The sequence below is a fragment of the Labrys sp. E2SS-1L genome (assembly GCF_057073705.1).
The window spans coordinates 322,400-340,617 of sequence record NZ_CP172712.1 but is presented as its reverse complement, the minus strand read 5'-3'; the positions used below and the strand labels follow the sequence as shown (position 1 = coordinate 340,617).

The 18,218-nt window shown below is 67.4% G+C and carries 8 protein-coding genes; 3 read left to right on the top strand and 5 right to left on the bottom strand.

Going from position 1 to position 18,218, the window contains the following annotated elements:
* Positions 1-112 precede the first annotated feature (112 nt).
* The 5 genes from ACIGJE_RS01560 to ACIGJE_RS01540 form a co-directional block, all read right to left on the bottom strand.
* Complete coding sequence (locus ACIGJE_RS01560) at positions 113-583, bottom strand: DUF1178 family protein (RefSeq protein ID WP_415086913.1); 471 nt, start codon at positions 581-583, stop codon at positions 113-115.
* A complete protein-coding gene (locus ACIGJE_RS01555; RefSeq protein ID WP_311937587.1) occupies positions 580-1,422 on the bottom strand; it encodes a carbon-nitrogen hydrolase family protein in 843 nt (280 codons plus the stop codon). Before ACIGJE_RS01555 ends, ACIGJE_RS01560 begins: the two co-directional genes overlap by 4 nt.
* Positions 1,423-1,434: 12 nt before the next feature.
* Positions 1,435-1,692 (bottom strand): glutaredoxin 3, encoded by a 258-nt coding sequence (gene grxC, locus ACIGJE_RS01550; RefSeq protein WP_311937584.1) that lies wholly within the window; start codon positions 1,690-1,692, stop codon positions 1,435-1,437.
* Between the two features lie 126 nt (positions 1,693-1,818).
* Entirely contained in the window at positions 1,819-2,922 is a 1,104-nt protein-coding gene (locus ACIGJE_RS01545; RefSeq protein WP_415086916.1) for a DUF1963 domain-containing protein, read from the bottom strand.
* 19 nt (positions 2,923-2,941) lie between these two features.
* Positions 2,942-3,712: a ComF family protein gene (locus tag ACIGJE_RS01540; RefSeq protein ID WP_311937576.1), complete on the bottom strand. Its 771-nt coding sequence runs from the start codon at positions 3,710-3,712 to the stop codon at positions 2,942-2,944.
* 159 nt (positions 3,713-3,871) lie between these two features.
* Between ACIGJE_RS01540 and ACIGJE_RS01535 the strand changes: the two genes are divergently transcribed.
* The 3 genes from ACIGJE_RS01535 (at position 3,872) to ACIGJE_RS01525 (ending at position 18,215) form a co-directional block, all read left to right on the top strand.
* Positions 3,872-4,615 (top strand): Crp/Fnr family transcriptional regulator, encoded by a 744-nt coding sequence (locus ACIGJE_RS01535; RefSeq protein ID WP_082980208.1) that lies wholly within the window; start codon positions 3,872-3,874, stop codon positions 4,613-4,615.
* Positions 4,608-6,689, top strand: a complete 2,082-nt coding sequence (locus ACIGJE_RS01530) for a CHASE2 domain-containing protein (RefSeq protein WP_311937563.1) — start codon at positions 4,608-4,610, stop codon at positions 6,687-6,689. The genes ACIGJE_RS01535 and ACIGJE_RS01530 overlap by 8 nt, the downstream gene beginning before the upstream one ends.
* A gap of 696 nt (positions 6,690-7,385) precedes the next feature.
* Positions 7,386-18,215 carry a hypothetical protein gene (locus ACIGJE_RS01525; RefSeq protein ID WP_483679139.1) on the top strand — a complete coding sequence of 3,610 codons (10,830 nt, stop codon included), beginning with the start codon at positions 7,386-7,388 and terminating at the stop codon, positions 18,213-18,215.
* Positions 18,216-18,218 lie beyond the last annotated feature (3 nt).

The window sequence follows — 18,218 nt, the reverse complement described above, 5'->3', positions numbered from 1 at the left end:
ACCGCAATCCGTGGAGATTGAGGCCCTGGATCACCGGGGCAAGCCCGGTGATGACAAAGGTCGAGGTTCCCATGACTTTTCGGTCAGTCTCTGAAGACCAGCCCGCCCAGTGCTAGTTCCGATCGTCCGGCAGCATCGGCAGAGGCAGGATGTCGATGCCGTCCTCGAGCAGGCTGCGGACATCCTCGCCGGTCGCCTCACCATGGATGGTGCGATGTTCGATCTCGCCATCATGCATCTTGCGGGCTTCGGCGGCGAATTTGTCGCCGACATAGTCGGATTTCGCCGTCAGCATGGCATGCAGTTCGCGCACCTTGGTCCGCAAAGCCTGTTCTTCCGGGGAGGTCAGGGCTACCGGCTGCGGCAAGGCCGGCAGGTTTTCGCGAATTTTGGTGTCGGGATCTCCGCTTTCTCGATCCTTGCGAGCCACCTGCGGCGCCATGATGGCCTTGCCGATCTTGGTGGAGGCGCAATGGGCGCAGCTCAGCAGGCCGCGCTCGGCCTGGTCGTCATAGGCGGCACTGTCGCGAAACCAGCTTTCGAACTCGTGCCCCTGGTCGCAGACGAGGGAAAAGCGAATCACTCTGCAGCCCTCAGCGCGGGTTCCGTCTTTACCGTGAACGAACGCGCATTCTTGAGATTGGGGATCTTGCCGCGTGTCGCCGCCACGGCATGCACGTCGACCTCGCCATAGATCAAGCCGAGCGTATCGCCGGCATCGGCGACCACCCTGCCCCAGGGATCGACGATGACGGAATGGCCATAGGTGTCGCGGCCGTCGTCGTGATGGCCGACCTGGGCGGCCGAGATCATCCAGGCGCCGTTCTCGATGGCGCGGGCGCGCTGCAGCACATGCCAATGGGCTTCGCCCGTCTGCTTGGTGAAGCAGGCCGGTGCGCTGATCACATCAGCGCTGGCATCGCCATAGGCGCGGAAGAGCTGGGGAAAGCGCACATCATAGCAGATGGCAAGGCCCAGCCGGGCAAAGGGCAGGTCGACCGCCACGGCCTCTTCGCCCCCGACATAGGCATTGGACTCGCGCCAGGACTCGCCGCCGGCAAGATCGACGTCGAACAGATGGATCTTGTCATAGGAGGCGAGCACCTCGCCCTTGGGATCGATGACGAAGGCGCGGTTGGCGGCCTTGTCGCCCACGCGCACCGCCATGGAGCCGATATGGAGGTGCAGGCCGTTGTCGCGGGCGATGGCCTGGAAGGCGTCGAGCTCAGGATTGGTCTTCTCGTCGCCGATCACGGCCATCATGGCGGCCCGGTCGCGATTGACCACGGTGGTCATCTCGGGGGTCTGCAGATAGTCCGCTCCGGCGGCCTTGGCTTCGCGGGCGGCAGCGGCGACGGTGGCGACATTGGCCGAGGGCACCAGGCCGGAGCGCATTTGCAGGACGGCGGCTTTGAAACGCATGGAAGGTCTCCCTCAGGCAGCGAGAAGCTTGTCGAGGCCGCCGGCAGCCTCGAGATCATGAAGATCGTCGCTGCCGCCGACATGGGTGTCCCCGATGAAGATCTGCGGCACCGTGCGCCGCCCGTTGGCGCGCAGGCTCATGGCTTCCTGCAGCTCGGGCTTGCCGTCGACGTCGATCTCCTCGAAGGGAATGCCCTTGCGGGTCAGCAGGGCCTTGGCCGCCTTGCAATAGGGGCACCAGGATTTCGAATACACGACGACAGGCGGCATTGCCTTCATTCCATCCACAAACGACCTCGCCCACAGATGGGAAGGCGGAGAACCAAAATCAATCGGTATTATAGGCAGTTGCCGCAGGCCGACAAGAAGGGGCGTCCCGGCGCCGCAGGCATCCGCTCACGGTTTCTGGAAGACCATCCAGGCCCGGTCGAAGGCGCGGATGCGCATGTCGTGCTCGCGCATCAGGATATAGAGTGCGCCGGAGGGCAGCAGGCCGAGGGCATCGTCCCGGCCGATCTGCAGCAGCAGGCGCCAGCGATCCGCCGAGCGCAGCAGCCTGCGAGCCTCCGCGCTGGCATAGGCCTCGCCCGTGCCGCAGAAAATACCGTGCGAAGCCAGCTGGGCCTGGGCCTGCATGCCGTTCTGCAGCGGGCGCGGCCAGCCGCCGAGCTGGTGGTTGGCGCCGCCTTTGCCGTCCGGCGTGCCGTAGCGGCCGAGCCAGGTCTCGTAATGGATCTCCTCGCTATCCTCGTCCCAGAAGGTGGAGGCTTCCTCGCCATGCGGGAAGGCATCGAAGGCCTTGTCGCTCGGCGGGATGGCGGTGACGACGGGGCGCGCCGTCACGGCGGCCGGCTTGAAGCGGCTGCTCCAGCGTTCCTGCGCCAGGGCCGCGAGGGCGGCGGGTTCGACCTTGCGCTCCAGGCGCTCCACCGGGGTCTTGTCCCAGATCAGGCGCAGCCCGGTCGCGGCATGGGGATCGTAGGGTTTCGGCTTCACCCAATAGTCGCAGAACAGCAGCAGGCGGCCGTGATGGGGCAGTGCCGCGGGAAAGCCGGGGGTCAACGACAGCGCGGCCAGATCGAGTTGGGCGATGAAGGCGAGGGGAAACACCGCTGTCACCGCCCGGGCGAGATCGCTCTGCTCGCGGCTGGCTTCGCGGGCGTGCTCGGGCGTCAGCCATGAGCCTGGTCGCGTGGCTTCGCTGGCCAGGCGATCCGCCTCGGTGAGATGCGCCTGGGTGCGTTCGGCCGCATCGGCATAGGGCGGGCGTTCCGGCCAGGCCATGGTGTCGGGTAAATCGGGCAGGCCGCCGATCTTGCTGGCGCCGAGCGGAATCCGGCTTTCCTCGCAAGGCGTGGTTTCCAGCACCAGCGCCGGCCGGGCCTGCTCGGCGAGCCGGGCGACGCTTTCGGGGGCGAGGCCGGCTTCGCTCAGGGAACTGTGCAGGGACTCGCGGCTGTCGGGCCAGGCGAGAAGAGGCGATTGGTCTATCGGATCCAAGTTAGGCAGTCCCGTTCGGTTACTCGATCGGCGTCGCCACCCGGGCGAACACCAGCATGTCGACATTGGCTGCTCCGGCCCGCAGCAGGGCACGCGCCGCCGCTTCGCCCGTGGCGCCGGAGGTCAGCACATCGTCGATCAGCACGATGCGCTTGCCCTTGATCGCAGGCCTGGCGCTTGGCGGGACCACGAAGGCGCCTTGCACGTTGCGGGCCCGTTCCCTGCGGCTGAGGCCGACCTGATGGGCCGTGCGCCTGGAGCGGCCGAGCAGCAGCGGTTCATAGGTCACCCCACTCCGATTGCCGATCTCGCGCGCCAGCAGGGCGGCCTGGTTGAAGCGCCGCCGCCACAGCCGCAGGCGATGCAGCGGTATCGGCACCAGCATGTCGGCGTCGGCCAGCACGTCCTGTCCGGCCTGGGTCATCAGTCGGCCCATGAAAGGCGCGATCTCGACGCGGTCGCCATATTTGAGCCGATGCACCAGCTCGATGGCGGCGCCTTCATAGCGGGCCGCGGCCCTGGCCCGGCCATAGGCGGGCGGATCGGCGATCGCCTGGGCCGACACCATGCCCTCGCCATGGTCGTAGACGAAGGGAATGCCCAGTCTCTCGCAATAGGGCCGCTCGATCAGGGACAGCTGCTGCCAGCAGGCCACGCATAGATTGGCGTGGCTGGCCGTGGTTTCCCGGCAGCTCAGACAGCGCGGCGGCAGGATGATGTCGGCCAGCCGGCTTCCCGCCTGCAGGAGCAGGCGCGACAGCGAGGAGGGGGCTATGGCGGGGACGGACATGGCGGCAAAGTGGCAAAGATTACCGAGCCTGTCATCAGGACATTGCAGTGGAAGTGCCACCGGTAATATGAGAAGGCATTAGGGCTTAATTTGCCGAGCGAGCCCGACATCGCCATTATACCCGCCATATTTACGTTTGAGACTGGAATATTTGCGTCAATGTCCGTCCCGCTTCGCACTGCCATTGCCCGCCTCGATCTGTTTGCCGGCGCAAGCCCGGAGGATATCGACGCGGTTGCGAATCTTGCCATCGAACAACGTTTTCGCGACGGCGAATCGATCTTCTCGCGGGGGGCGCCGGGTGAGGGCATGCTGATCGTGCTCCAGGGTACGATCCGCCTTTCCATCGTTTCCGTCGAGGGACGCGAGCTGATTCTGCGTGAAGCCGGGCCGGGGGACGTGATCGGCGAGATCGCGGTGCTGGACAGCGGCAGGCGCACTGCGGATGCCACCGCGGTCGGGCCGGTGGTTGCCGGTTTCATCGCGCAGGCCTCCTTCGTGCGGCTGCTCGCCACCCGCCCCGCGCTGCAGATGCCGATCCTGCAGGTGCTGTGCGCGCGGCTGCGCGACACCACCGACCAGCTCGAATCGATCGCGCTCTATCCGCTCGAGGCCCGGCTGGCCCGCTTCCTGCTCTGGCATGTCAAGCGGTACGGGCGCACCCGCGCCGACGGCGCCCGCAGTGCGCCGCTGACGATCTCGCAAAGCGCGATCGCCAGCTTCGTCGGCGCCAGCCGGCCCAAGGTCAACCGGCTGCTCGCCGCTTTCGAGGAGCGGGGGGCGATCGAACGGCGCGGCGCCATCGTGCATTGCCATGTGGCCGCGCTTACCCAACTGGCGCAGGCGGAAACGGTCCCCGGCGAGGCGCATGCCGGCGCCGGCCAGGACGCGGCGCGTGGCTGATCTTGCCTTCAAGCCCGCAATTGCCACCGGCCTGGCGGCCTTCATCCTCGGTCTTTGCTTTCTCGTCTACAATCCAGGCGGGGCCGCCAACACACTGCGCGAAGAAGCCTTCGACTTTCTCGAGAGCGTGATCCCGCCCAAGCGCCTGCCCGATGGCGTGGTGGTGGTTGACATCGACAGGCCCAGCCTGGCCGCCAAGGGAGGGTGGCCGTGGCGACGGGGCGGCGGGCTGACCGATCTGGTAACCAAGCTGCAGGATGCGAAAGCACAGGTCATCGGCGTCGATATCCTGCTGGATGGCCCGGACCGGCGCTCACCGGCACCGATGCTGAGAGTCTATGCCAAATCGACTGGTCGGACGGAGCTGACGAGCGTTGCCGACAGCCTGCCTGATGAGAACAAGCAGCTCGCCGAAGCGATCGCCCGCTCGGATGTCGTGCTGGGCTTGTTGCCCGACGAGGCCGGCAAGGATGCATTGCCCTTCCCGCCTCCGATCATTCCGGTGCCGCAGCAGGACCTGTCCCAGAAGGCCGCCGGTGTCGTCGCTCCCTCGGCGGCACTCGTGGATGGAGCGGTTGCGATCGGCGCTTTGTCGCTCTCTCCTGTCACCGGCTCGAAGGTGCGCCACGCGCCGGTCTTCGTGCGGGGCGGCAGCGAGATCTATGCGGGCTTTGCGATGGAGGTCTTCCGAAGCGCGCAGCACGCATCCGCCTTTCTGCTCGATCCCGACGGAACCACCGCCTCGGTGGGAGAGACACGCATTCCCTTGCGGGAGGGGGCTTCGGTGCGGCTTCATCTCGCCGCTCCGTCGACCTGGCGCGCCCGCACGGTTTCGGCCGCCGACGTGCTGGACGACAAGATACCGGCCCAACGTTTTGCCGGCCGCATCGTGTTGATCGGTGCCAGTGCGCCGGAAGCAGGCGCACTGCTCCCGACCGCCGCGGGACCTCTTACGCCGACCGTACAGGTCCAGGCCGAGGCGATCGAAGGCCTGCGCTCGGGCGACATCCCGCAGCGCATCCACAGCCCGCGGCTGATCGAGCCACTTGCCGCCTCCGCCCTCGGCCTCGTGGCGCTGGCGGCTGCGCTGTGGCTCGGCCCTCTGGCGGCAAGCTCGGTGCTGGCGGTGCTGATACTGGGCTGGATCGGCTTCAGTGCCGGCCTGTTCGCCAGCACGCGATTGCTGATCGACCCTGCCGGTCCGCTGATCCCGGCCATAGCCGCCGCCAATTCGGCCCTGGTGGTGATGTTCGCCCATACCCGCAAGCTGCGTGGGGCGATCGAGCGTAAGTTCGGACGCTACCTCTCCCCCGAGATCGTGCGCCGCCTCACAGCCGCGCCGGAAGAACTGAAGATCGAGGGTGAATTGCGGGAGGTCACGGCGCTGTTCTCGGATATCGAGGGCTTCACCACCATGTCGGAGAATGCCGAGCCGCGCACGCTGGTGGGTGCGCTCGATGCCTATTTCGATGGGGTCTGCGCCATCGTCATCCATCATGGCGGCATGGTCGACAAGATTGTCGGCGATGCCGTGCACGGCCTGTTCAATGCGCCGCTGACGGTCGAGGGACATGCCAAGGCGGCGCTGGACTGCGCCATCGAGATCGGCCGCTTCACCACGGAATTCCGCCAGCGCGAGGATGCCAGGCGCCTCGGCTTCGGCCGCACCCGCATCGGCCTGGATACCGGGCCCGTGATCGTGGGCGACGTCGGTGGTCTTGGTCATCTCGACTATACCGCCCATGGCGACGCCGTGAACTCGGCGGCGCGGCTGGAGGCGCTGAACAAGCAGTTCGGCACCACGGTTTGCCTTGGCGCCCGCGCGGCCGCCGCCATCGGCGAACCGGAGAGGTTGCGGCCCCTCGGCAATGTCGTGCTGCGGGGGCGTACGGCGCAGACGGCCGTTTTCAGCCCCTGGCCCGACGATGCCACTCCCGAGCGCCGCCAGGCCTATATGGCGGCCTTCGACAGGATGGCCTCGAAGCCGGCCGAGGCGCGGAGCCTGTTCGAGGCTCTTGCCGCGACCTGGCCTGGGGATCCGGCAGTGGCCTATTGGGTCAAGACGCTCGCCTGAGATCCGGCGAAAGGGCACCGCCGGTTCGGCCTGCGCAGAGTAATAAAATACCAACATACCTGCTTTTTGAGATGAGCGGCATCGACTTTTTCCAATGTCTATTATTTGTCCTGTTTGAATTTAGAGACAAGGCATGAAGGATAATCTTGTTTCGATTTATATCGATAGATCTTGTTGTATTATTTTAATACATCGCAGTCTGGTGTATAGATGATTTGAGTTTCGTTTCTTTATAAAGATCATTCAGTTTGGTAAGTATATATCTATACAATATGAAATCTAAATTTATATACTCGTGACTTGATCGTGATATGTAAAGTAAAAATCAAAAAATACGACGGACGCCGTATAGAACGGTAAGGTTTGTTGCGGTAGTTTTTGTCCGCGGGGACCACAAATCCATGCCTGCGCCGATTCGGCCTTACCGGGGGGTAAGACGTGCCGGGTCCGGCGGAGTGTGGAGGCAGTATCCCCGCGGCGGGATCAGTTATCTCAACTTGTTGGAACCATCAGCCGGTATCGACGCCTGTGTCGAAGCCAGGCGGTATCAGCATGCCGTGGAGCCCCCGCCGATGTCTGAGCGGGTGGGGATTCCAGATGACGTGCCATCGTCGTGACCTGAGTTGCGTTGCCGAGCTGCACCTTGCTTCCCGCCAGACGTCGTTATCGCGATTGAAAGCCAATCTCAGAGGCAGCTTGCTCGGTGCCTCCTTGCTGTCGATCGGCATGGCGGGCCCGGCCCTTGCCGATTGCTCGACGAGCGGGTCGATCCAGACCTGTACGGGCAACCTGCCCACCGGCGTGCAGCTCGATGCCGGCCCGACCACGCTGAACGTCAACAGCCTGAGCGGCCCCGTGAACGGGCAGGTCCTGCTGCGGCAGAATGGCGGGGATGGCGGCAACGGCCATGACGGTGCCCTGTTCGTGCCGCCGGCGTCGGGTGGCGGCGGCGGTTCGGGCGGCGGCAGTGCGCCCACCGTCACGGGCCAGAGTTTCAACCAGACCACGGGCGTCGCCGTCATCAACTACAGCGATGGTTCCATCATCACGCTGACGCCGAAGGCGGGATCGAGCACGCTTTATACGAAGCAGACCCAGACCCCCAAAAGTGGCGGCGGCTACGATACGACCAGCGTCGATATTCCCGCCACCGTCACGCCCAACGAGGCCGATGGCTCCATCACCATCTCGCTTGGCACCAATGGCGACGCCGGCACGATGACCATCAAGCCGGGCGCCGCCGGCGGCAGCCTCACGGGCGGCGGCCTCAACCTCAACTATGCCGGCACCGGCCAGACGCTGACGACCACGGGACAGCCCGGGGTCATCGCCATCAGCCGGGGCGGCGATGGCGGCGATGGCGGTGACTATTATCTTGGCGGCGGCGGCGCGCGCGGCGGCAATGGCGGTGCTGGCGGCAGCGCCACCGTGACCAGCAAGGGCGATATCACCGTCACCAATGGCTATGGCGTGGTGGCGCAGTCGATCGGCGGCAGCGGCGGCCATGGCGGCGGTTCCTATACGGTGGTCGGCAGCGGCGGCGAGGGCGGCAAGGGCGGCGCTGCCGGCGCGGCGAGCGTGACGGCGGGTGAAGGCACGATCACCACCTATGGCGACAATTCCGGTGGCCTGGCGGCCATCAGCCAGGGCGGCAAGGGCGGGGCCGGCGGCAGCGCCGGCGGCATCGTCGCCTCCAGCGGCGACGCATCGGGCGCCGGCCGCGGCGGCTCGGCCTCTGTCACGGCGCTGGAAGGCCTGACCATCGCCACCCATGGTGCCAATTCGCATGGCTTGCTGGCGCAATCCATCGGCGGTAGCGGCGGCAGCAGCGGCAGTGCCGGTGGCCTCGGCGCGATTGGCGGCCAGGGTGGCACGGGCGGCGATGCCGGCACCGTCGATGCCCGCAATTTCGGCGATGTCACCACCAACGGCACCCACTCTTTCGGCATCCTGGCCCAGTCGATCGGTGGCGGCGGTGGTTCGGGTTCCGGCGGCGGCGGCCTCGTCGTGCTCGGGGCGGATGGCGCGGCCGGCGGCGCCGGCGGCAACGTCACCGCGGTCAATGGCGGCAGCATCACCACCAAGGGCTTCAATTCGACCGGCGTCTTCGCCCAGTCGATCGGCGGCGGCGGCGGCGACGGTGGCTCCTCCGGCGGGCTCGTGGCGATCGGCGGCAAGGGCTCGACCACCAGCAATGCCGGAACGGTCGACGTCACCAACGCGGCCGGCGGTTCGATCACCACCTATCAGTCCTTTTCGCAGGGCATCTTCGCGCAATCGGTTGGCGGCGGCGGCGGCAATGGCGGCTCCTCGGGCGGTCTCTTCACCGTGGGCGGCCAGGGCGGTTCGGGCGGCAATGGCGGTGCCGTCACGGTTACCAGCGCCGGATCCATCGAAACCGGCATCAATGCCAAGGCCGATTCGAGTGCCGTGACGGACTCGGCGGCCATCTTTGCGCAGTCGGTGGGTGGCGGCGGCGGCAATGGCGGCAACGCGCTAGCCGTCGGTACCGGCATTACGGTGGCCCTGGGCGGCAAGGGCGGCGTGGGCGGCACGGGTGCGAATGTCAGCGTCCTGCGTGACGATGTCGATCCCGCCCAGGCCAGCAGCGCCTCGATCATCACCTGGGGCGACCGCTCGGCTGGCATCTTCGCCCAGTCGGTAGGCGGCGGCGGCGGCAATGGCGGCTTCGGCATCAGCGCCAATGGCGGTCCGATCAGCGCCAGCATCGCGCTGGGCGGCAGTGGCGGCGACGGCGGTGGCGCCGGCAATGTCCAGGTCGACACCAAGGGCAGCATCGAGACGCATGGCAGTGGCTCGACGGGCATCTTCGCCCAGTCGGTCGGCGGTGGCGGCGGCAATGGCGGCCTGGCGGTGGCCGGCTCGGCAGGGCTGGTCCAGGCTTCGATCGCCCTCGGCGGCGGTGGCGGCAAGGGCGGCGATGCCGGCACGGTCAATGTCTCCAATCTCTCGGTGATAACCACGGCGGGCGATAATGCCAGCGGCATCCTGGCCCAGTCGGTGGGCGGCGGCGGCGGCAATGGCGGCGTGTCGGTTGCCGCCGGCCTTGGCCTGGCCAGCGCCAATGTCGGCCTCGGCGGTACTGGCGAGAAGGGCGGCTCGGGCAAGAGCGTCACCGTCGACAGCAATGGTGACATCGCAACCGGCGGCAAGAACTCTTCCGCCATCCTGGCCCAGTCGATCGGCGGCGGTGGCGGCAATGGCGGCCTCGCCGTCGGTGCGGGGATCAGCGGCGTCGGTGCTTCAGTCACGCTTGGCGGCAGCGGCGCGCAGGCGGGGCATGGCGATATCGTATCGGTGACCTCGACCGGCAACCTCCTGACCAAGGAAGACAATTCGGCCGCCATCCTGGCGCAATCCGTCGGCGGCGGCGGCGGCAATGGCGGCTCCACCGTGGCTGGCCAGCTCTCTGTGGCCGGCAACGTCAATGTCGGCCTTGGCGGCACGGCCGGTGGCGGCGGCAATGGCGGCGCCGTAACGGTCAAGGCCTACAAGCCGGCAGGCGCCACGGGCAACGCGGCTACGCTCGAGACCGACGGAAACAATTCAGCCGGCATCCTGGCCCAGTCGATCGGCGGTGGCGGCGGCAATGGCGGCTTTGCCGGCGCGCTCGCGCTTTCGGGCGGCGTTTCTGCGGGGATCTCTCTCGGCGGCGGCGGCGGCAGCGGCGGCAGCGGCGCGGGCGTCCTGGTCGACCAGAGCCACAACATCCTGACCAAGGGCGACAATTCGGCCGGCGTGCTGGCCCAGTCGATCGGTGGCGGCGGCGGCAATGGCGGCTTTGCGGCCACCTTGAGCGGCAGTGCTCCCCTGGTCGGCGTTTCCGGTTCGGCGGCGATATCACTGGGCGGCAAGGGCGGCGCGGGCAACAATGCCGGTACGGTGTCCGTCACCAGCAATGGCGCGATCCAGACCGAGGGCGACCGCTCCGACGCCGTGCTGGCGCAGTCGATCGGCGGCGGCGGCGGCAATGGCGGCTTCGGCCTCTCCGGTTCCTTCAATGTCGGCGGCGTCGGGGCGGCATCCGTCGCCGTCGGCGGCAGTGGCGGCGCGGGGGCCGATGCCGCCCTCGTGACGGTGAAGAGCACCGGCCCGATCCTCACCAAGGGCGAGGCCTCCAACGGCCTCGTCGCCCAGTCGATCGGCGGTGGCGGCGGCAATGGCGGTTTCTCGGGGTCGGCTTCGCTCTCCTCCAGCATTTCGATCGGTGTCGCCATGGGCGGCACCGGCGGTGATGGCGGCAATGGCGGCGGCGTCGACCTGACCAATCAGGGGGCCGTCCAGGTCACCGGTACCAATGCGGCCGGTGTGCTGGCCCAGTCGATCGGCGGCGGCGGCGGCAATGGTGGTTCCAGCATCGCTGCGAGTCTCGGCGGATCGGCCGGCCTGTCGGTCGCGGTCGGCCGCAGCGGCGGCAGCGGCGGTACCGCGTCGGCGGTCAGCGTCACCAGCAATGGCGATATCCTCAACGGTGCGGGCACGGGCAGTGTCGCCGACGGCAACTACAAGGCCACCACCGCCAATGGCGGCGGCATCCTGGCCCAGTCGATCGGCGGTGGCGGCGGCAATGGCGGCTTCAGTGGCTCCCTGGCTCTCGGTGGCGTCGGCGCCCTGTCGCTTTCGCTCGGTGGCAGCGGCGGTGATGGCGGTTCGGCCGGCACGGTGAACGTCCAGAACGGCACGCAGCAGGCCAGCAACATCACCACGCTCGGCGACCTCTCGGCCGGTATCACCGCCCAGTCGATCGGCGGTGGCGGCGGCAATGGCGGCTTCGGCATTGGCGCGTCCGGTTCGGGCGTGGTTTCCCTCTCGGCGGCCGTCGGCGGCAAGGGCGGCTCGGGCAATACCGCCAGCGCCGTTACCGTCGGCAGCAATGGCGACATCGTCACATTCGGTAATTTCTCCGCCGGCATCGCGGCCCAGTCGATCGGCGGCGGTGGCGGCAATGGCGGCTTCGCCGTGTCCGGCAGCATCGCTCTCGCGCCCGAAGGCGGCGGCAGCGCCGCAGTCGCGGTCGGTGGTTCGGCCGGCGATGGTGCCACGGCCGGCAATGTCGGCGTCACCAACAAGGGGGCCGTGGCGACCTTCGGCACTTCGTCCACCGGCATTCTCGCCCAGTCCCTGGGCGGCGGCGGCGGCAATGGCGGCTTTGCCGCCGCGGGCGCCATCACGGTGTCGCCCGAGGGTGGCGCGAGCATCGCGGTCGCGGTCGGCGGCGCAGGCGGCAATGGCGGTACGGCCGGCAAGGTCACGGTCTCGCAGACAGGTGCGGTCGCGACCGAGGGCGACCAGTCGACCGGCGTGCTGGCCCAGTCGATCGGTGGCGGCGGCGGCAATGGCGGCTTTGCCGCCACGCTTTCGGCCAATATCGGCAATGGCGTCGCTCTGGGGGCCAGCGTCGGCGGTTCGGGCGGCGACGGCGCCAAGGCCGATGCGGTCGAGGTCACCGTCAACGGCGATGTCTCGACCGACGGCACCCTGTCCAGTGGCGTCGTCGGCCAGTCGATCGGCGGCAGCGGTGGCAATGGCGGCTTCTCGGTGGCTGGTACTTTGCAGATCGGGCAGGGCGGCAGCCTGAATGCCAGCGTCGGCGGCTTCGGCGGCGATGGCGGCAAGGCCGGCAACGTGGATGTCAGCCATACCGGCAATCTCCAGACCAAGGGTGATCTGTCGCTTGGCCTGCTGGCGCAATCGATCGGCGGCGGCGGCGGCAATGGCGGTTTTGCCGGCAGCCTCAGCGCGACCATCGGCGAGGGCGTCGCTCTTGGCGTTTCGGTGGGCGGCGAAGGTGGCGGCGGTGCCACGGCCGGCAACGTCAAGGCCAGCAATATCGGTAATGTCGCAACCTTCGGCGCCGGCTCGACGGCAATCCTGGCCCAGTCGATCGGCGGCAATGGCGGCAATGGCGGCGCCAGCGTGGCGGGCGCCGTCGGTGTCGGGGAGCAGAATGTCAGCCTGGCGGTTTCCGTCGGTGGCTTCGGTGGCGACGGCGCCAAGGCCGGGTCGGCCGAGGTCGACAGCACCGGTCTGATCTACACCAAGGGGGCTCTCTCCCACGGCCTTGCGGCCCAGTCGATCGGCGGCGGTGGCGGCAATGGCGGCTTTTCGGTCGCCGGCAATCTGAATGTCAGCACCGGCACGGGCGGCAGCGCCTCCGTCAGTGTCGGCGGCGGCGGCGGTTCGGGCAGCACCGGCGGCGACGTCACCATCAAGTCGAACGTCGGCAAGGTCCTGCCGACCGACAACAGCGCCACCATTCAAACCGCGGGGGATGGTTCCAACGGCATCTATGCGCAGTCGATCGGCGGCGGTGGTGGCAGTGGCGGGTTCTCAGGGGCGCTGTCGCTCACCTTCAGCGAGGGAGCAACTGCCGGTTTCGGCATTTCCGTCGGTGGCTTTGGAGGAACCGGCAACGATGCCGGCGCGGTCAAGGTGACCAGCGTCGACAATATCCTGACGGGAAGCAAAACCCAGATTGGAGACGAAACCCAGATCACAGGCAAAGGATCCAACGGCATCCTGGCGCAGTCGATCGGTGGTGGCGGCGGCGATGGCGGCTTCAGCGGCGCCGCGACGATCACCGGTGGGGCGTCCGGATCGACGCAAGCCGGTGTCTCCCTCTCCCTCGGCGGCTTCGGTGGCGCTGCGGGCAATGGTGGTGCCGTGACGGTCGATTCGACGGGGCTCATCACCACATGGGGTGACCATGCCGATGGCGTGCTGGCCCAGTCGATCGGCGGTGGCGGCGGCAATGGCGGCATGAGTTTTGCCGGCGCGGTCGGCGTCAGCCAGAATGCCGTCGACGTCTCGCTGAGCATGGGCGGCTTCGGAGGGGCAGGCGGGACCGGCGGCAATGTCAGCGTCACGCGCAACGGCACCATCCTCACCGCGGGCGACTATTCGGTCGGCTTGGCCGGCCAATCGATCGGTGGTGGCGGTGGCAATGGCGGCCTGTCGATCACCGGTGCCTTTGGCGGCACCAGTTCCAAGAACATCAGCGCTTCGCTCGGCGGCTTCGGCGGTGCCGGCACCGGCGCCGGCCTCGTCACCATCGGCAATACCGGCGACATCGGCACCACGGGCATCGGCTCGCAGGCGATCCTCGCCCAGTCGATCGGCGGTGGCGGCGGCAATGGCGGGCTCGCGGGCTCGGCCGTGTTCGGCGTTGGTGGTGAAAACACCAATCTGAACTTCGGGGCGGCCGTTGGCGGCAAGGGCGGCAGTGGCGGCACTGGCGGCGACGTCAAGGTCACCAGCAACGGCAATCTGCAGACGCAGGGCGATGCGGCGCAGGGCATCCTCGCCCAGTCGATCGGCGGTGGTGGCGGCAATGGCGGCTCGAGCCTGTCGGGCGTGCTCGGCGTCGGCGGTGCCAGCCAGGGTCGCACGATCAATGTCAGCTTCGCGGTGGGCGGCCTTGGCGGCGACGGCAACACGGCCGGCAATGTCACCGTCGACCAGTCGGGTTCGATCCAGACGGATGGCAGCGGCTCGCATGGCATCCAGGCCCAGTCGATCGGCGGGGGCGGTGGCAATGGCGGCCAGGCCAACTCCCTCTCGCTGGTCCTGACCAAGGCCTGCACCCTGCCGGTGGTCTGCACCGCACCGGAAGAGACCAAGAACAATTTCTCCTTCCAGGCGACGGTGGGTGGCTTTGGTGGCACCGGCAACGATGCCGGCACCGTCACCGTCGGCAATGACGGCGTGATCGTCACCAAGGGCGATGCCTCCAGCGGCATCTTCGCCCAATCGATCGGCGGCGGCGGCGGCCAGGGCGGCAGCGGCATCATCGGCCTGCAGGACGTGGTGCCCAGCCCTTATAGCTACGCCACGCTGGCGGCCATGCCGTTCGGCGCCGTCGGTATCGCCAAGAACTATGTGGTCGCCGTCGGTGGCTATGGTGGCTCGGCCGGCAACGGCAACACGGTTACGATCGACAACCAGGGTCAGATACAGACCGAAGGCATCTATTCCTGGGGCATCTTCGCCCAGTCGGTCGGTGGCGGCGGCGGCAATAGCGGCAATGCCGTTGCGGGCCTGACCGGCACCATCGGCCTCGGTGGCGGTGCGCTCGCCGATCTCCTCGGCGTCGACAGCGGCTCGGCCGGCGATGGCGGGACTGTGACCGTGACCAATGGCAAGTCGGGCGATGTCGAGATTGGCGCCATCCAGGCCAACGGCACCATCTCCTCCGGCGCGATCCTCGCCCAGTCGATCGGCGGCGGCGGCGGCCAGGGCGGAGCAGGCTCCGGCCTGATCGATATCGGCGGCGATGGCGGGGCGGCCGGCAATGGCGGCGCCGTCACGGTCACCAATTTTGCCTATCTCGGCACCAAGGGCCTGTTCTCGAACGGCATCACCGCGCAATCGGTCGGCGGCGGTGGCGGCACTGGCGGCGGCGGTTCGCTCAGTGCCCTCGCCATCGGCGGCGCCGGCGGCGCTGCAGGCAATGGCGGTACGGTCGCTGTCGCCAATGCCGGCGATATCTTCACGGAGGGCCGCGAGTCCAATGGTGTCACGGCCCAGTCGATCGGCGGCGGCGGCGGCACCGGTGGCGGCTTTCTCTATGACAAGCAGGGCATTGGCAGCCTCGTCGGCAGCGTCAATCTCGTGCAGGTCGGCGGCAGCGCCGGTGCCTCGGGCGATGGTGGCAGTGTCGGCATCGCCAATAGCGGCTTCGTGCAGACCGAGGGAGATTTCTCCAACGGCCTGTTCGCGCAGTCGGTCGGCGGTGGCGGCGGTATCGGTGGCGGCGGCCTCGGCGCGGTGGCGATCGGCGGCAAGTCCGGTGCGGGCGGCAAGGGCGGCGACGTGACCATCAGCAATGCCGCGGGTGGCCAGGACGTTGATCTGACGCCTGGGGATAGCAACGATGATCCGATCAAGATCAGCATCATCACTACCGGTGACCAGTCCAATGCCATTATGGCCCAGTCGGTCGGCGGTGGCGGCGGTTCGTCCGGCGAAACCTACGGCCTCGTCTCCTTCGAGCGCGGGGCCGCGGCAGGCAGCGACGGCGGCATGGTCAAGGTCACCAATGCCGGCTCGCTGCTGACCTTCGGCCAGAATTCCACGGCTATCTTTGCCCAGTCGGTCGGCGGTGGCGGCGGCTATGCGGCAGCGGCCACCGGGCTCGGCGCCTGGGGCGCCGATGCAGGCGGTGGCGGCAATGGCGGCGCGGTCAGCGTCATCAACACCGCCGAACTGATTGCGACCGATGGCACCAATGCGCATGGCATCTTTGCCCAGTCGATCGGCGGCGGCGGCGGCGTGGTCAATTCGCTGGGCGGTCTCACCGTGCCCAAGCCCTTCATCGATGCCTTGCCGGAAACCGCGCAGGGCGTGGTCACCAACCTGCTTGACGGCAAGAGCGTCGGCATCGGCTTTGCAGGCTCCGCCGGCGGCGACGGCAAGGCGGGCGACGTCACCATCAACCAGACTGGCGATATCCTTACGGCTGGCTCCGGCTCCTTCGCCATCCTGGCCCAGAGCGCCGGCAAGACCAATGGCAATATCGCCATCACCGTCAACGCCGACAGCAGCATCGTCGGCGGCACCGGCATGGGCGCCGGCGTCGGCTTCCTCGATGGTGCGGCCAACACGCTCGCCAATGCAGGCCTGATTACCGATTACGGCAAGACCGTCGGCCTCGCCCTTGACGAAGACAAGAAGCTGATCGGCACCGGTTGGATCGATGGCCTCGCCGTCTATGGCTCGGCCGGCAACGAGGCGGTGACCAACACCAACCTCGTCACCGGTTCGGTCAAGCTCGGAACAGGCCTCAACACCTTCGACAACCAGAACGGCGCCTGGTTCGTCACCGGCGACACTGTCCAGCTCGGCGACACCGCGGCCCATCTGTTCTCCAATGCCGGCTTCATGGCGATTGGTGGCGTCAATCGGGTCTTCACCACCAACGAGACCGGCTATTTCGGCCAGAAGGCCGATGGCAGCTACATGCTGGACTTTGACCTCGACCGGAACGCCGATTGGAGCACGACAACGTCGGTGGCAATGCTGGCGGCGGCCCTGCCGGATCTGAGCAATCCCGGCTTCACCGACCTTCTCAACGTCTCGGGCGCGGCCGATCTCGCCGGCAAGGTCTCGATCAACCTGCTCAACCCCGGCAAGGCGACGCCGGGTACCAGCGACCATGTCATCGTCCACACCGAAAAGGGTGTCACCGACAGCGGCATGACCATCGATGCCATTCCGACGGCGGTGGCGAATTACAGCCTGATCTTCACCGATTACGACGCGATCCTGCGCACCAAGATCGACTTCTCGGCCGACGGCCTGACTGAGAACGGGCATGCCGTCGGCAATGCGATCAACGCGATCCAGACCGACCAGACTTCGCCGAAATTCGTGCCGCTGGCGGCAGCCATCTTCTTCCAGCCGGACGTGGCCGCGCTGCAGAAGACCTATGACTCCATCGACGGCGAAGGCACGGCCGGCGTGCAGCAGACGCTGTTCTCCGACAGCGGTGCCTTCATGCGCTCGGTGATGCAGCAGGCCGACTTCTGGCGGAACGGCAACGCGGTCGATCTCACCGGCAAGACCGTCGGCGGCTGCAGCGCCGATGTCGGCGGCAAAACCGTGAAGGGCGCATCCTTCTGCGACACCCGCCTGTGGCGCGCCTGGATCACCGGGTATGGCGGCGGCTCCTCCTTCGACGGCAACACCGTCGTCGGCTCGGGCAATCTGAAGACCCACAACCAGGGCATCGCGGCAGGCCTCGATTACCAGTTCGATCCGAATTATCTGATCGGCCTGTCGGTGGGCGGCGGCCATTCGAGCTTCGGGGTGGAGCAGCGCGCCACTACGGGCAAGGTGGATGCCGGCCATTTCGCGCTGTACGGGGCCGCCAAATACGGCAATTTCTACGCCAACGGGCTGCTCGGCTTCGACGTCATGCACGCCACCACCCAGCGTTATGCCATGATCCAGGGTACGAACGCACCGATCAATCCGGTCGCGGGTGCCTATGACGCGCTCGGCAACAGCTTCGACGGCCGCGCCATCAGCGCGCGCCTGGAGGGAGGCTACAAGGCCAATTTCTCGGGAGTGAACGTCACGCCCTTCGCGGCGCTGCAGTTCTCCTCCCTGCATCTGGACGGCTCGACCGAGCACGCCCAAGGCACCACTGGCGGCCTTGCCCTCAATTATGCCGGGCGGACCATCAACTCGTTCCCATCCTTCCTGGGGGCGCAGATCGATACCCGCTTCTATTTCGGCGAGACGACCTATCTCGAGCCCTTCCTGCGCGCCTCCTGGGTGCACGAGTTCGCGAACCGGCGCTCGGTCGAAGCCGGCTTCACGGCGGCACCCGGCTATAATTTCGTGGTCTACGGCGCTTCGGCGCCGCGGGATTCGGCTCTGGTGGAAGCGGGCGTGAACCTGGTCTCGGCCTCGGGCCTGTCGGTTTACGGCAAGTTCAGCGGCAATTTCTCCAAATCCTCGCACGACCTCACCGGGTCGGGCGGGCTTCGCTACAGCTGGTAAATT

What these genes read in the sequence shown, in the direction of transcription:
- ACIGJE_RS01555 (WP_311937587.1), bottom strand. Translation starts at nt 1,422, where the DNA reads ATGCGTTTCAAAGCCGCCGTCCTGCAAATGCGCTCCGGCCTGGTGCCC.
- grxC (WP_311937584.1), bottom strand. Translation starts at nt 1,692, where the DNA reads ATGCCGCCTGTCGTCGTGTATTCGAAATCCTGGTGCCCCTATTGCAAG.
- ACIGJE_RS01540 (WP_311937576.1), bottom strand. Translation starts at nt 3,712, where the DNA reads ATGTCCGTCCCCGCCATAGCCCCCTCCTCGCTGTCGCGCCTGCTCCTG.
- ACIGJE_RS01535 (WP_082980208.1), top strand. Translation starts at nt 3,872, where the DNA reads ATGTCCGTCCCGCTTCGCACTGCCATTGCCCGCCTCGATCTGTTTGCC.